The sequence below is a fragment of the Psychrobacter sp. TB67 genome, assembly GCF_000511065.1.
In the GTDB taxonomy this organism is placed as follows: Bacteria; Pseudomonadota; Gammaproteobacteria; order Pseudomonadales; family Moraxellaceae; genus Psychrobacter; species Psychrobacter okhotskensis.
Genome location: NZ_AYYA01000046.1, coordinates 40,544 through 56,310 on the forward strand (window position 1 = coordinate 40,544; position 15,767 = coordinate 56,310).

Annotated in this window: 12 protein-coding genes; 7 read left to right on the forward strand and 5 right to left on the reverse strand. The window is 44.8% G+C overall.

Annotation, left to right across the window (positions count from 1 at the left end):
* Nucleotides 1–147: 147 nt before the first annotated feature.
* Together W293_RS0107250 and W293_RS0107255 are read left to right on the forward strand one after the other, a co-directional pair.
* The gene (locus W293_RS0107250; protein WP_025651799.1) at nucleotides 148–1,284 is read left to right on the forward strand and encodes a DNA polymerase III subunit delta'; all 1,137 of its coding nucleotides are present in this window, start codon (nucleotides 148–150) and stop codon (nucleotides 1,282–1,284) included.
* Nucleotides 1,285–1,429: 145 nt separating this feature from the next.
* Complete coding sequence (locus tag W293_RS0107255) at nucleotides 1,430–1,777, forward strand: PilZ domain-containing protein (protein ID WP_025651800.1); 348 nt, start codon at nucleotides 1,430–1,432, stop codon at nucleotides 1,775–1,777.
* A 259-nt stretch (nucleotides 1,778–2,036) separates the two neighbouring features.
* On the opposite strand, the gene ppk2 is transcribed toward W293_RS0107255, so the two are convergent.
* A complete protein-coding gene (gene ppk2 / locus W293_RS0107260) occupies nucleotides 2,037–3,116 on the reverse strand; it encodes a polyphosphate kinase 2 (protein WP_240990777.1) in 1,080 nt (359 codons plus the stop codon).
* Between the two features lie 192 nt (nucleotides 3,117–3,308).
* Complete coding sequence (locus W293_RS0107265; protein WP_025651802.1) at nucleotides 3,309–4,928, reverse strand: acetyl-CoA C-acetyltransferase; 1,620 nt, start codon at nucleotides 4,926–4,928, stop codon at nucleotides 3,309–3,311.
* A gap of 652 nt (nucleotides 4,929–5,580) precedes the next feature.
* Between W293_RS0107265 and W293_RS0107270 the strand changes: the two genes are divergently transcribed.
* The 4 genes from W293_RS0107270 to W293_RS0107285 all read left to right on the forward strand — a co-directional run bounded on the left by W293_RS0107270 (nucleotide 5,581) and on the right by W293_RS0107285 (nucleotide 10,546).
* A complete protein-coding gene (locus tag W293_RS0107270) occupies nucleotides 5,581–6,981 on the forward strand; it encodes a 3-oxoacyl-ACP reductase (RefSeq protein WP_025651803.1) in 1,401 nt (466 codons plus the stop codon).
* A 421-nt stretch (nucleotides 6,982–7,402) separates the two neighbouring features.
* Entirely contained in the window at nucleotides 7,403–8,314 is a 912-nt protein-coding gene (locus tag W293_RS0107275; RefSeq protein WP_025651804.1) for a MaoC family dehydratase, read from the forward strand.
* Between the two features lie 87 nt (nucleotides 8,315–8,401).
* The gene (locus tag W293_RS0107280; protein ID WP_025651805.1) at nucleotides 8,402–8,974 is read left to right on the forward strand and encodes a beta-lactamase hydrolase domain-containing protein; all 573 of its coding nucleotides are present in this window, start codon (nucleotides 8,402–8,404) and stop codon (nucleotides 8,972–8,974) included.
* 180 nt (nucleotides 8,975–9,154) lie between these two features.
* Complete coding sequence (locus tag W293_RS0107285) at nucleotides 9,155–10,546, forward strand: serine hydrolase domain-containing protein (protein WP_025651806.1); 1,392 nt, start codon at nucleotides 9,155–9,157, stop codon at nucleotides 10,544–10,546.
* A gap of 51 nt (nucleotides 10,547–10,597) precedes the next feature.
* On the opposite strand, the gene W293_RS0107290 is transcribed toward W293_RS0107285, so the two are convergent.
* From W293_RS0107290 to W293_RS0107300, 3 genes are all read right to left on the reverse strand, one after another.
* Nucleotides 10,598–11,845 carry a cation:proton antiporter gene (locus tag W293_RS0107290; RefSeq protein ID WP_025651807.1) on the reverse strand — a complete coding sequence of 416 codons (1,248 nt, stop codon included), beginning with the start codon at nucleotides 11,843–11,845 and terminating at the stop codon, nucleotides 10,598–10,600.
* A gap of 251 nt (nucleotides 11,846–12,096) precedes the next feature.
* The gene (ilvD, locus tag W293_RS0107295) at nucleotides 12,097–13,983 is read right to left on the reverse strand and encodes a dihydroxy-acid dehydratase (protein WP_025651808.1); all 1,887 of its coding nucleotides are present in this window, start codon (nucleotides 13,981–13,983) and stop codon (nucleotides 12,097–12,099) included.
* 185 nt (nucleotides 13,984–14,168) lie between these two features.
* A complete protein-coding gene (locus W293_RS0107300; RefSeq protein ID WP_025651809.1) occupies nucleotides 14,169–14,957 on the reverse strand; it encodes a hypothetical protein in 789 nt (262 codons plus the stop codon).
* 220 nt (nucleotides 14,958–15,177) lie between these two features.
* On the opposite strand from W293_RS0107300, the gene W293_RS0107305 reads away from it, so the two are divergent.
* The gene (locus W293_RS0107305; RefSeq protein WP_025651810.1) at nucleotides 15,178–15,621 is read left to right on the forward strand and encodes an HIT family protein; all 444 of its coding nucleotides are present in this window, start codon (nucleotides 15,178–15,180) and stop codon (nucleotides 15,619–15,621) included.
* Nucleotides 15,622–15,767: the final 146 nt, after the last annotated feature.

Here is a 15,767-nt window from a genome sequence, read left to right on the forward strand (position 1 = left end):
TTTGCCAAACAATATTATTGTGACGCCTAGCAATCGCACTATCTACTAATCGCGCTATTTACCAATTCATCAAACGCAGTTGTTAAATACGGCCGTGGAATATGATCGTGAAACACAGTCATCAAGCAAAGCTATCGAGCAAAATTTATGAGTGACTTCACAGAAAATACAGGTGCATTAGATACCTCAGATTGCATTTATTTTGCACCGTTACTGCCGTGGCAGCAAAGTCTGTGGTCGCAGTTGACCAAGCGGGTGTCAACGTCGCAACAGTCTTTGCCTCATGCAATGCTCGCAGCAGGGATGCAAGGCATGGGTAAGCGCGCGTTTGTATGGCGCTTAGTCGCTTGGTTATTGTGCCGCAAGCGCGATACTCATCCATCTGGCGCTTGCGCAGAATGCGAGAGCTGTCAGTGGCTCAGATCCGGTACCCATCCAAGCCTACAAGTGCTTCCTCTCGTCAGTATGCCAGTCAGTGCAGAAAATATAAGCAATAGAGAAACTGCCAATAGTAGCGCTAAGGACAAAAAATCTGCCAAAACCGCCAGCAACAGTGCTCTTAAAATAAAAGTTGATGATATTCGTGCGTTGCAGCCTTTTATTTATCAAGGCGGGCAAGGGATGCGCATCTGCGTGCTAGATCATGCCGAGCAAATGACCGTTGCTGCTGCCAATGCGCTGCTTAAGACGTTGGAAGAGCCACAAGCGCAAGTCCATTTATTCTTAATCAGTGATACGCCAGCGCAGCTATTACCCACTATCAAAAGTCGGGTTCAGCAGCTAGCTCTGCAAACTATTGAGCCTGCTAGCGCTGTTGACTATGTCACACAAGCGCTTGGGTCTACAGTTAATCGTGAAGCGGTCGCTACGTCGGCGATTGAGCAGCTTATCCAATTGGCAAACGGTGCGCCTTTAGCAGCAATAGCGTTGGCGCAAGCACCTTGGTACAGTAAGCGCGCGTTATGGCTGACAACATGGCAAGCGTTACGTAGTGGCAAACGAAGTAGTATCGCAGCCAGCGATTATTGGCAAACCCAGCTGAGTATCGCAGAGTTTATCCAGCTGTCTGAGCTAATGCTGCTTGACATGCGCCGTGTCTGTCTAGGACTGAGCGAGCTGCAAAAAGACATCAGTCTCTTGGCAGCATTAGAGGCTTATCAACCTACTGACAGTGGTTTAGAGGGCTTTGCGACTAGCCTACAACAGACCAAAATTGCGCTACAACAAAATGTGCAAGAAAAATTCGCCTATGATAAGCTAATGCAAGAATTGGCTTCTCTATAGTCAATCCACCATAGCAAATAAGTAGAGCAGGACTAAGAAAATTAAAAGGCATACTGATCATTTGATGGTTTGTTAATGTGCTGGTCTCTGTATTATTTATTACTCATAAAAATATCTCAAACCTCATTTATAAAGGAAGCGGACTATGGCAATGCCAGGGCGTGGCGGGATTCTGACCTGCCATATGGAAGATATCGAAACGTTGTACGCCAGTTATTTATCCTTTGTCAATAATGGGGCACTATTTATTCCCTCTGAGCGCGTGCAAAATTTGGGCGATGAGGTATTTATTGCGGTGACTTTGCCCAATTCTAGTGAGCGCTTACCGATGAATGGTAAGGTGGTATGGATTAATTCTAAAGCCCAAAGCGGTCGTCCAGCCGGTTTTGCCGTGCAGATTGGTACTGATATCGCAGGCCAAAGAGTTAAAAACGAAGTCGAGCGTTTATTGGCTGGTAAGATTGACAGTTTACAGTCTACTTATACTATGTAGCATGTATATAGTCAGAGCACTTTTAAACCGCTACGGTGTTACCCGCCCTAGATGTACTTAGTGTAATATCTGCGGTCGGTCGCCTTGTAGCGATTCTAAAATTCCTTGACTATATCTATCCGCACGCTTATCTGTTGAAATAATAATGAGTTTCAAAAAAAATAATGTGATAAAAAATGCCGCCTTAGATATAAGGTGGCATTTTTTTTGAGTAAGATAGTACTGGATTGAGTACGACTAAGTAAAGCAAAAAGATATGTTAATAACGCGGTGGTACATACATATCATCTGGAATCGGCTCACGGTAATACTCATCATCGCGTTTACGCTCGGGCAATTCTACTTCATCGCGTGGCACTTCTTTATAAGGAATTTGCTCAAGCAGATGAGCAATACAATTTAATCTCGCCCGTTTCTTGTTATTGCCTTCGACCACCCACCAAGGTGCTTCAGGAATATGAGTACGCTCGAACATGGTTTCTTTGGCCTTGGTATAATCCTCCCAACGCCGCCGTGATTGCAGGTCCATCGGTGAGAGTTTCCACTGCTTAAGCGGGTCATGAATGCGGCTCATAAAGCGCGAATGTTGCTCATCATCAGTAATCGAAAACCAGTACTTTACCAAGCGAATGCCGGAGCGCACTAGCATACGCTCAAACTCGGGCACCGACTGAAAAAACTCCTCATACTGCGCATCCGTACAAAAACCCATAACGTGCTCGACGCCGACGCGGTTATACCAACTACGATCAAATAGGACAATTTCACCAGCGGCAGGTAAGTGCGCCACGTAACGTTGAAAATACCATTGTGATTGCTCACGTTCCGTTGGTGCAGGTAGGGCAGCGACTCTACAAACGCGCGGGTTTAAGCGTTGGGTGATACGCTTAATGGCACCGCCTTTGCCCGCCGAATCACGACCCTCAAATATCACCACAATACGCTCACCGCGAGCCACTACCCAATCTTGTAGCTTGATAAGCTCACGTTGCAAGCGCACCAACTCTTGGAAATAAGTACGCCGATCGAGCTTTTCTTGTGCGCTCATCTCACGGCCATCAAAACGAAAATCGCGCATATAGTCATCGATTTCGTTCTCAAGCTCTTCATCATAGGTATCAATTAAGTCTTCATGCATTCTACGACGCAACGTATCGTCAAAGACTTCTTTGTCGATACGTTCAATAATAGTGGTTTGTTCTAGCTGGTTCTGATCACCGCGTTCTTCCGTTCTTAAAGGTTGGGGGTCAATCGTTGAGAATGTTTTCGTCACATCAAACTCCTCAGGGCTAAAAATGGCTTGCTTAAGCTTTTTTAACAAATACTTTGTCATACCCATAAACGTTACCTTTGATCGGCTAAGTGGTTTTGCAAACCCTTGTTGTTAGAGGTTCCTTAATAATAACAAATACAGCCAACAAAAAAATGCCCTTTAATTAATTAAAGGGCATTTTTAGTTGAAACTAGTGTGTTGGTTAAACAGGTCAACCAACGCATTTATTCCGCATGGTTATTCTTGCTGTTTTTAAGATTACTTCTCTAAGATACAAGTAACGCCTTGACCGCCAGCGGCACAGATAGAGATAAGGGCACGACCTGAGCCTTTTTGATCCAATAATTTAGCAGCAGTGGCTAAGATACGACCACCAGTCGCAGCAAATGGATGACCTGCTGCCAATGATGAACCATTGACGTTGAGCTTGCTACGATCGATAGAGCCTAGTGGGGCGTCAAGACCTAGACGCTCTTCACAGAATTTCTCATCTTCCCAAGCCGCTAGCGTTGATAGCACTTGTGAAGCAAAGGCTTCATGAATTTCATAGAAGTCAAAGTCTTGTAGCGTCAGACCAGCGCGCTCAAGCATACGCGGTACAGCATAAGCAGGGGCCATTAATAAGCCTTCTGTCGTGCCAGACTTACCGATGAAATCAACAGCGGCGGTCTCTTGATGAACGATATAAGCCAATGGCTTCAGACCATGCTCTTTTGCCCACTCATCTGTACCCAGTAGTACACATGATGCACCATCGGTTAACGGGGTAGAGTTAGCAGCCGTCATGGTTGGGTTGGCGTTCTTTTTGCCAAATACAGGCTTTAATTTGGCTAACTTTTCTAAGGTAGTGTCCGGACGCAAGTTATTGTCACGAGTCAACCCTTTATACGGGGTGATCAAGTCATCAAAGAAGCCCTCGTCATAAGCGCGTGCGAGGTTTTGATGGCTGTTAAAGGCAAGCTCATCTTGTGCTTCACGGCTGATATTCCACTCAAGCGCTGTGATGGCTTGATGGTCGCCCATCGATAGACCTGTACGTGGCTCACCGTTTTGTGGTGAATCAATTAAGTCTTTTGGATTTAAACCCATCAATGCTTTTAGACGTTGTTTGTTGTCTTTAGCAGCGCCTAGCTTGATAAGAACCTTACGTAAGCCATCGCCAACTGCGATAGGTGCGTCAGAGGTGGTATCTACGCCACCAGTAATGGCTGAATCGATAATACCAAGGGCGATTTTGTTCGCAGAAGCGAATGTTGCTTGCAAACCGGTACCACAAGCTTGTGAGATGTCATAAGTTGGGGTATGCGGGTTTAGAGCAGTGTTTAAGGTGGCTTCACGCGTTAAGTTGATATCGCGGCTTAATTTCATGACCGCACCAGCAACGACTTCACCGATTTTTTCATCTTGTAAGTTAAAGCGCTCAACCAAACCGTTCAGTGCAGCGGTTAACATGTCTGTGTTGCTGACGTCTGCGTATGAGCCATTTGAGCGTGCAAATGGGATACGGTTACCACCTAGGATGGCAACGCGGTTTTGACCTGAAGTAAGTTTGCTCGTGCTTGATTTCTTAGCAGCAGTGGCGGTCTTTTTAGCAGCTGCAGTATCGACTTTATCATCCGTTTCTTTTGCGCTGGCAGTGCTTTTAGTGTTCGTGTTTTTAGTGTCAGTATCTTTTACAGCAGATGTTTTGGCCGTAGTTGCTTTATTATCGGTGCTGCTGGTTTTATTAGCGGCAGTGTCTTTTTTAGCGCTATCTGCTGACTTAGCATTGTCTGACTTGGTATTTTCAGACTTAGCATTGTTTGCTTTGCTATCAGTAGACTTTACGACTGTGCTTTCAACAACAGGGCTCTCAGGGTGATTATTTTTATTACTCATAATATTATCCTTAAAATATTGGCAGAAGAAAAAAAGAAAATAGCCCTTAAAAAGGGTGACTAATCAAAATATATTGCTTAAGTTGCTCAGCAGTATGACTCAGTGATTTAATGCAGTGAACAAATATTATCATTTATTGTACCGTCTAGCTGTGTATCATAAGGCGTTTTTGCTGCCTTACTGTATGTCTTTAGCAAACTATGTGACTCTTATTTAAGCTCAGTAATCTCTCAGTCCACTGATAGCTATAAAGGCAGTCATGATATTTCTTAGAATGATAACTTTCGTAGACTGGCTAGTATTGATTATTAGCATTGCATAACGGCACGTTTGATAATATATTGTTATCGATAAATGCATTTGCCATAACTTATAGGTCTGATTTTAGCACAAGATAGCAATTTTTAAATCTAAAAAAAGAGACTGTCTTGTATACTGGCTTGTTTACAGATTGTTATAGACATTTTTGGCTTTTGGACTTGTTTACTATGTGAGTGTATAGTTAAGGCAGTTTTGTACCCATTTACTAAATATAAATAATTATGATGCTGATGAGTCTTTATACTTGTTGATGTTTGTATGAGTGATTATAAAAGACAAATTCCATTTTTCATTTACTCTTATCTTAACCTTTCGTTATAGGAACTATATTATGTCAGACCGTTATGGTGATTTTGTTCAATCTTCTATTGGTAAAAAAGTCGCAAAAAACTTAGGCTTGCCTATGCCGGTAGAGCTTGACCGTTTTGATAGTGGTCAACCCTTGGTACGCGGTAGCGTATTGGTCGGTCGCGCTGCTGGCGATGACAAAAGCGTGAGTGAGTCAATCGCCCGCATCTTGTCAGACGTCCATGCCGAGGTATTTGTCAATAGCAGCGATGGTATCAAAGATGCGCTTTCTGATGCGGGTGTTGAGGCAAAAGCCAATACGGGCGGCGATGATAAATTTAAAGTCTTGCTTTTTGACGCCAGTAATATCAGTAATGCTGACCAGCTTAAAGAAGTGTATGAATTCTTCCACACCGTTGCTCGCCGCGTAGAACGATCAGGTCGAGTAATCATCGTGGGCCGTACGCCAGAAAACTCGACTGATATCGAAGCAGCATTGGCACAACGTGCGCTTGAAGGCTTTGTGAAGTCAGTTGGTAAAGAGTTTAAGCGTGGTATTACTGCACAGCTTATCTACGTTGAAGAAGGTGCTGAGCAAAATCTAGATTCGACACTACGCTTTTTCACTTCTGCGCGCTCAGCTTATGTGTCAGGACAAGTCGTACGCGTCAGCAAAGGCGATAACGTCGATGTCGATTGGACACAGCCTCTAGGCGGCAAAACCATGCTAGTCACTGGCGCAAGTCGCGGTATCGGCGAAGCCATCGCGCGCGTATTGGCTCGTGAAGGTGCTCATGTTATCTGTCTTGATGTTCCGCAGCAGCAAGCTGACTTGCAAAAAGTCGCTAGCGAAATTAGTGGCTCTGTCTTAACCGTCGACATCACCAGTGCCGACGCGGGCAAAGAAATCGCAGAAGCAGCGCAAAAGCGTGGCGGTCTAGACTCAATTATCCATAACGCTGGCGTGACACGTGATAAAACCTTGGCAAAAATGGATGAGAAAAAGTGGGACATGGTCATCAATATCAACTTAGGCAGTATCGCTAAGCTGAACCGCTACTTGCTTGACAATGACGTCCTAAAAGAAAACGCGCGTATCGTCTGCGTATCATCTATCTCAGGCATCGCGGGTAACTTGGGTCAAACCAACTATGCCACTTCAAAAGCAGGCGTGATTGGCTTGGTGGATGCCACTGCCAAGCAATTAGAAGATAACGCTAAGGGCATGACTATCAACGCTGTTGCTCCAGGATTTATCGAAACGCAAATGACAGAAGCCATCCCATTTGCTATTCGTGAAGCGGGTCGCCGTATGAACTCAATGAGTCAAGGCGGCTTACCAGTCGACGTCGCTGAGACTATCGCATGGTTTGCATCTCCTGCTTCTGGCGGTCTAAATGGCAACATTGTACGCGTTTGTGGTCAAAGCTTGCTAGGTGCATAGCCTTGAGTGCATCGTCCTAATTCGTTTGTGGGTATAGGTGATGAATTTGCTCATGGTAAATCCATGATATCACTTACAATTTTTTATGTGCCTCACATATGCTTACGAAAGAATTGCTGATAAATTGTAATAAAGCTGCCCAAGGGTGGCTTTTTTATGATAAAAACACAGGAACTTTATGATAAAAGCACAGGAACCATGAGCCCAATTGATTTTTGTTGGGATAAGCGCCTATACTAGATATAAGGAATAGGTATAAAAAATATCTATATATAACGGCTGCCTTGTATGAAAAATGCTATGTATTAAATATATCGAGCAGAGCGCTTATAACATCACTCAACGGTAAGCTTAATCAACGACTTCATAGCATCTCGAGATGCACTAAGAAAATTAGCTTGAGCCACACTTAGGATTTATTATGTCAGACAAACATTATGATGCGTTGCCAAAAGCGCATACGACTTACGCCAATATCGTAAAAAGCTTATTGCCGATTGGCAACAGTGGCAAAATCAGTAAAGACCAATTGCCGCAAGCGACCTATTATGTAGATGATTTACACATCGATCAAAGCAATCTTGATGATTACCGTAAGATTTGTGGCTTTGCTGATAATGGCAAAGTGCCTGTGACGTATTTTTCGGTCTTATCGCAGACCTTACAGATGAATATGATGGTTAAAGAGCCATTCCCGTTTGCCATGCTAGGTCTGGTACATGTGGATAATAGCGTGACTCAGTACCGTCCTATCGGTGAGCGTGAGACTGTCGCTATGGCAGTGAAGTTCGATAACTTGCGTGATCATGCTCAAGGTCAACAGTTCGACTTTGTGACGACGGTCAAGTCAGAGGACGAAGTCATTTGGGAAGGAACGTCAACCTATCTGTCACGTAGTAAAAAATCGGACAGTAGCAAAAAAGATAATAAAAGCAGCCCGCGTGCAGTAACGGTGAAGCCAGCAGTGAACGCTGACGGCGTGCATAGCATCTTTGAAGTGCCAGAGGACATTGGTCGTCGCTATGCTTTTGTTTCAGGTGACTTCAACCTTATCCATCTGCATCCATTATCAGCGCGCGCGTTTGGTTTTCCTAAAGCCATTGCTCACGGTATGTGGTCAAAGGCCAAGTGCCTTGCCATGATGGACGAGCTACCTGATGCTTGTACGGTTGATGTGTCATTTAAGTTGCCTATCTTTTTGCCTGCTGAAGTAGAGCTTATTGGCGATCCGGTCGCGCAGCTTGACAATGCAGACGACACTTGTGAGTTTGGCTTATATAGCTCTAAAAACGACAAGCCACATCTGGCGGGTGTTATTAAATTGCAGAAGTGACCGTTAATTAACTGCCAACAAAACGATAACCAGTAAGCTAAGACGCCTTTATCTCAATAGCCACACCTAACGAACACATTTATAACTATGACTTCACAAAATAAAGTAACCAGTACCGTACATTCTGATCGCTCGGCCGCAGCTGATACAGTCGCTGCGAACGATTACGCTGCGACTGACAGCGCTACTATTGACATCAGCGCTTGTGATAATGGTGTCGATCTTGCCACTATTTTCGTCCCTTACTTTCGCCCTGATGCAAATACCATTGTGTGCGGTGCGCTCGATGAGGAAAAAGTGGCGGCTTTGGCCGAAGCTGGGGTTGAGCTAGTCATTAACTTACAACCTGATGACGAGTTGAGCTTTGATGAAGCAGCAGCAGTTGAGCGGGCAGGCATGCACTATGAGCAGCTGGCTATTAGCGGCGCTGCAGATTTAAAGCAGCTTAAGATATTGGCGTTTGATAATATCTTACGCCAACATCATGGCAAAAAAACAGCGTTGCACTGTGGCTCTGGCAATAGAGTAGGTGCAGCGATTGCTCTGCGGGCAGGTTGGCTACGCGGGCGTAAGATGGATACGGCTATGGAGCGTGGTCGCGGTCATGGTTTGACGAAGCTTGAAGACGAAGTTTATAAGCGTTTGTTAGTACCGCGCTAAAGCATGAAGAGAAGTAATAAAAAAGGCGACCAATAGGTGGCCTTTTTTATTATTAAGTAATTTATTGGCATTTTGGAAATGCCGTAGTATATAGGTGCTTAAGATTAAGGCGCTAAGGCGTTTTAAAATCTTGAAGTTTCAATGACCTGTCATAATTATAAAGAATGGAGTAAAGCAACCATGAGCGACAACAATAATAAAACCAATCAAAACCCTAACGATCAAACCGATAGCGAGCTTCAGCAACATTTGCAGCGAATACTTACCGATTTACAGCTTGATGATGCGCCTGCTGGTGGTGCGGTGGTTGTCTATCAGGACGGCAAATGTATCGCACAAGCGAGCATAGGGCTGGCGCGCGCGAATTTGTCATGGAGTCCTGATACTTTATCGCTTAATTTTTCGACGGGTAAGGGCGTATTGGCAACGCTGGTGCATGTATTGGTTGCGCAGCAGTTGCTTGCTTATGATGAGCCGATTGCCAGCTATTGGCCCGCATTTGCTGCCCAGCATAAAGGTGATATTACGCTACGCCATGTTATGTCGCATCAAGCCAATTTATTCTCTATTCAGAGTATTGATGCGGACAGTGAAGAGTTGCTCGATTGGCAGTTGATGCTTAGTAAAGTCGCTGCGATGTCAGTCACTGCACCTGAAGATGCCGAGTTATACGACAGCGCGTATAGTGCCTTAGTCTATGGCTGGGTATTAGGCGGCGTGATAGAAGCGGTGACTGAGCTGTCATTGGCTGAGGCGCTGCGGCATTATTTGACTGAACCACTGGGTATCGCAGACAGTTGTTATTTCGGCGTACCCGCTAGCAAAGTAGACCAAGTGGCGATGCTGGCCAAAAACTTTGCTGGGTCAAATGAGGACAGCTCACAGTTAGGTAATAGGCGTCATAAACCTACGATAAAAGCAGACTCAGCAGAGACATTAAAAACGTATGCAAATCTACCCAGTTATGGGTGTTGGCAGCAGCACACACTAGCAAATAAAAAAACGGCAAATACAATTCAGGGTGATGAGCAAAACAATTTGACTATACTAGACACGGCTCATATTAATGGTTTGTATTTCAATACGAGCAAGCTGAATCTAAGAAATTATAAAGCGGCACTCATACCTGCTAATAAACAACCTATTGACTATTACCAGCGTGAGACGTTACAAGCAGCCATTCCAGCGGCCAACGGTGTTGCCTCAGCGCAGGCACTAGCCATTATCTATGCGATGTTGGCTAATGGCGGGCAATGGCAGGGGCGCACGCTCATTGATAGCGCCACTTTTGAGGCGCTAGCCAAACCGCAAGTCACAGGGCTAGATGCTGTCATGCCATCGAATATGGATTGGCGCTTGGGTTATCATCGACTACTCAGTATTTGTGCTGATACTCAAGCGAGCTTTGGTCATATGGGTTATAACGGTTCGGTTGCGTGGTGTGATCCTGCGCGGCAGTTATCCTTTGCCTTTATTCATAACTTTGATACCACGATGCTCAACGATGTTCGTCAGTTTGCCCTAACCGAAGCTGTGTTTGACTTGTTGGACAATAAAATCCTAGCGCCATAACGATACAGAGTAATCATAATCACTGTTGATTTATCCGTATTGGGGCGAGGGTTAATGTGGTTTTTTCGGCGTCATTTTAAGCAACTTGCTGGCGCTGAGGCCATGGATAAAGATTGAAGCCAGAATCACAATCGAGCAGACGACCCATAATTTGAGCGCATCTTCCTCACCAAAAAAACCTTGATTGAGCGCGTAAGATAAATAATATAAGGTACCAATACCGCGGATGCCCAATGCAGAGATGGCATATTTTTCGGTGTGTGGCAGGTTTAGCCCAGATAGGGCAATGAAGCCGCCAATCGGGCGTATCAATAATAAAAAAGTGAAGCTGACGATATAGACACGCCATGTTAGCTCAACACCCGACTGTAACCCTTGACCAAGAAACATCCCAAAAGTGACGAGCACGAGTGACATCAGCAAGCCTTCTGATTGCTCTGCAAAGTCATGCAGCTTGTTATGATAACTGTGTTCATGCTCTGAACGACGAAAAGCAAATGCTGCGATGAATACCGCAATAAAACCATAGCTATGTACCAATTCTGCTAAACCATAGGCCAGTAGTGTTAGCGCAATCACCAAATAACCTTGAGAGATGGTGGTTTCGTGGCTGTACTTTGAAAACACCAATTTTGCTAACAGTTTACCGACGATGATACCAACTACCAAGCCTGCGCCAATTTTCCACAGTACGTCATGAGTAAACCACGACCAGAGCATCTCACCAGTAAAATCCTTACCTTCGCTAAAAGCCTCTGCTATTTTAATCGCCAAATAAACAAATGGAAAAGCCAGCCCATCGTTTAATCCAGCTTCTGAGGTTAAGGTGAATCGCGGCGTATCTTCACCGCCTGTGTTCGGTGGTCCGACTTGAATGCTAGAGGCCAATACGGGATCAGTCGGTGCCAGTACCGCGCCCAGTAAGATTGCTGCACCCATACTAAGACCAAAAGCATAATAACCCAAGGCCGCCATAGCAAAGATGCCAATTGGCATAGTGATAAGCAACAGACGGACAGTCGGGCGCCACAATCGCCAAGACAACTTAGTGTCAATCTTGATACCCGCGCCAACCAAAGAGACCAACACCACAATCTCGGTTAATTTCTCGACGATTAAACCATTATCAAGCGGATTTAAAAATGATAATGTCGTCCAATAATAACCCATCAGTAGACCAAAGCTGACTTGCAACATAGGTAAGGAGATAGGCGTGCGCTTAAAGATAATAGGAAACAACGCCCCTAATAAAAAGGTGATGCCACAGACCAATAAGAATAAATTATAGTTTTCAATCATAGGTTTGCTACACACTGTGTCATAGGGTTTAAATTTTTTAGGTTAGAGGGTATTTATTAGCTCATTAATAATGACGGTAAAAATTTTTTATTACTACAAAAAAACGTTATCAGAATAGTGACTACGTTGTTTTTTGGTGAAAAAAAAGCCTGAATACTAAAAAAGCCTGCATCACGCAGGCTTTTTTAGTATTCAGGCTTAGGATAATTCTAGTAAAAATATTCTAAAAAATGCTAGGTAAGGTTTTTAGCTTAGCGCTCCACTTGGCTCACATCGCGCACCGCACCAGTATCAGCACTGGTAGTCATTGCTGCATAAGCACGTAGGGCAGGAGAAACATGACGCTCACGGCTGACAGGTTTCCACGCATCGCGTCCGCGAGCTTCCATCGCTTCGCGACGAGTGGCCAAATCGGCATCGCTGACCTGCATATTGATGGTACGATTAGGAATGTCGATATGGATGATGTCGCCTTCTTCAACCAGACCAATCGCTCCACCTTCAGCCGCTTCAGGGCTGGCATGACCGATTGATAGGCCAGATGTACCACCAGAGAAACGACCATCGGTGAGTAGAGCGCATTCTTTACCCAAGCCTTTTGACTTCAGGTAAGTCGTTGGATAGAGCATTTCTTGCATACCAGGGCCGCCTTTCGGGCCTTCATAGCGGATGATGACAACATCACCTGCAACAATTTGATCATCAAGAACGGCGGCGACAGCATCATCTTGTGATTCAAAGAGTCGCGCGCGCCCTGTGAAAACTAAGATGCTTTCATCGACACCAGCGGTTTTGACCACGCAGCCACGCTCTGCAATATTGCCGTATAGTACAGCAAGGCCACCATCGGTTGAATAAGCATGCTGGGCACTGCGGATACAGCCTGACTCACGGTTGACGTCAAGGTTTGACCATTCTTTTGACTGAGAAAACGCCTCAGTCGTGCGCACGCCACCAGGCGCGGCGATATAACGCGCACGTGCCTCAGTATTGTCAGGGTTCATGATGTCCCATTTATCAATCGCTGCTTTCATCGTCTCACTATGGATGGTCGGCACGTCAGTCTTCAATAATCCGGCACGATCAAGCTCGGCTAGTAATGCAAAGACACCACCAGCACGATGCACATCTTCCATATGGTACTTTTGCGAGGCAGGCGCAACTTTTGCCAGACAAGGTACGCCGCGACTCAGGCGATCGATATCTGACATTTTAAAATCAACTTCCGCTTCGTTGGCGGCTGCCAATAAATGCAAAATAGTATTGGTCGAGCCACCCATGGCGATATCTAGGGTCATCGCATTTTCAAAAGCTGCCTTACTGGCGATTGAGCGCGGTAATACCGAATCATCATCTTGCTCATAGCGACGCTTGGCTAATGAGACGATGGTGCGACCCGCTTCTAAAAATAATTCACGACGCAGCGAATGAGTAGCCAACAGCGAGCCATTACCCGGTAATGCCAGTCCTAACGCTTCGGTCAAGCAGTTCATCGAGTTGGCCGTGAACATACCTGAGCATGAGCCACAAGTCGGGCAGGCTGAAGCTTCAATAGCGGCGACATCTTCATCACTAATGCTGTCATCAGCGGCATCCATCATCGCATCGACGAGATCCAGCTTACGAACGGCGCTGCCGTTACTGTCTTCATTATTGTGACTTTTACCGACTGTACTGGCCAAAATTTTGCCCGCTTCCATCGGCCCACCTGAAATAAATACCACGGGAATATTAAGGCGCATTGCGGCCATCAACATACCAGGGGTGATTTTATCGCAATTAGAAATGCAAACTAGGGCATCGGCGCAATGCGCATTGACCATGTATTCAACAGAGTCGGCAATCAAGTCGCGACTCGGTAGTGAATACAACATACCGCTATGACCCATGGCAATACCGTCATCTACCGCAATGGTATTAAACTCTTTTGCGACGCCGCCCGCTTTTTCAATCTCACGCGCCACCATTTGCCCGAGGTCTTTTAGATGCACATGACCGGGTACAAACTGGGTAAAGGAGTTGGCAATTGCAATAATTGGTTTGCCAAAGTCGCCGTCAGTCATACCTGTTGCACGCCATAGGGCACGTGCACCTGCCATATTACGACCACCAGTAGAGGTTTTTGAGCGATAATCCATGTGATATTCCTTACAAATAAGCGAGATTTATGAACGTGTGCAGCATCAGCTGTGATGCCGATAGTGTGCTTTTTATGTAGAGTGAGTACTAGTGAATAATACTAATTCGTTACCATACCATTAGCTATGAGTAACTAAAAATAATGGGGCAATAAACAATCGATCAATATGAGACAACATACTCGCTACTCAAGACGCGCTAAGATAGCATCATCAAACCATGGTAACTCGGTTTTGTCAGCTTCTAATTTGGCAATGACCGTCAATGCATGCGTGGCTAGTAATTGTTGGTAATCAGCGCTGGCCTCAATAGTCAGTAGCGGCGCTTCAGTTGTGCCATGTTCATCGATACTGATTAAGGTCTGTTTGGTATTTTTATATAGGATATCAACGCGACCAAAAAACTGCCAGTCTTTAAAGGCTGCAGTGATAGCGTCCGCTTCATTCTGTGTATAAATCTGCTGGGTGTCTTTACCAGTATTAGTCCAATGCAAGCGTACCGCCAATTGTAGCGCCTCGCTAAACACCACCAACGAGCCAATGACTTTGACATGCCAAGGGCTAGTTATCAGCGCTTTATCAATACCGATAAATTTCGCCGCCTCAACAGCCGTCATAGGCGTATTAAACTGCGCCAGCAATTTGGGCGTCAGCGGATAAGTTGCTTTGATACTGTCTTCTAGGCTGTCGTAATGATATAAGAATGGCAGCGGCAGATCTTGGGTGATAATCTTCTTAATAATTTTACAGTTATGGATACGCCAGCTGATCGTTTTATCGCTTAGTGCTTCTGCCAAGATAATCGCATTGGAATCTATCTCTTTACTGTTATTATCAACCGCAGATTCGTTCTCTACACCGCTATTATTCATAGCAGGGGTGCCAGTATTGCCAGAGGCAGATTCTGTATTATGAGGGTCTGAATAAGAGTCGTTGGCTGTAAATGAGTGAGTCAGCAAGGTAGGCAAATCCATAAACGTCGCGTCAGCAAAATAGGCTATTAATATAACATTTATAGTAGGCACCTCGCCAATAAATTAATGGCTTCAAGAGGTGAAGGTTTGCTTCGACAATTTGGATGGATAGGCAATTACAGATAGCCATTATGGTAACTTGTGCTTAACCCATAATTCGTCCACTATATGACAGACATTGTATTCAATACTGATAATCAAACAATCAAAGGAAAAAATAATGACACAAGCCAATCAACCGACTAATTATGACGACAGTAATATTTTTGCTAAAATGCTAGACGGTGATATTCCCTATCATAAAGTATATGAAGATGATAAAACGCTCGCCTTTATGGACATCATGCCGCAAGCAGAAGGTCACGTGTTGGTTATCCCCAAGCAAAAAGCCGTTGATTTAGGTGATTTGGAGCCAGAATATGCCGCAGCAGTATTAATGACCTCTAAAAAGATCGTGCAAGCACAGCGTCAATTATTTGAGCGTGAAGGTGTTATCCAGATGCAGTTGAATGGGTCACAAGCAGGGCAGACCGTCTTTCATTATCACGTGCATCTGATTCCATCAAGCATTCATGAGCTAGGTCGTCATGCAGTGACACAGGCAGATCATGGAAAATTGGCTGAGACGGCTAAACAACTTGCTGCAGTGATTTCTACTTTATAAGACAAGAACACCGTTTTATTACTTGGTAAATCAACTTTGCGCGTTAGATATTAAGCGTTTCTTGATAATTATAATTAGGCGGCTAACAAGCGGCCTTTTTTATTGCTTGGTAATAGTCATGTAACATTCGTTAAAGTAGTGTTACA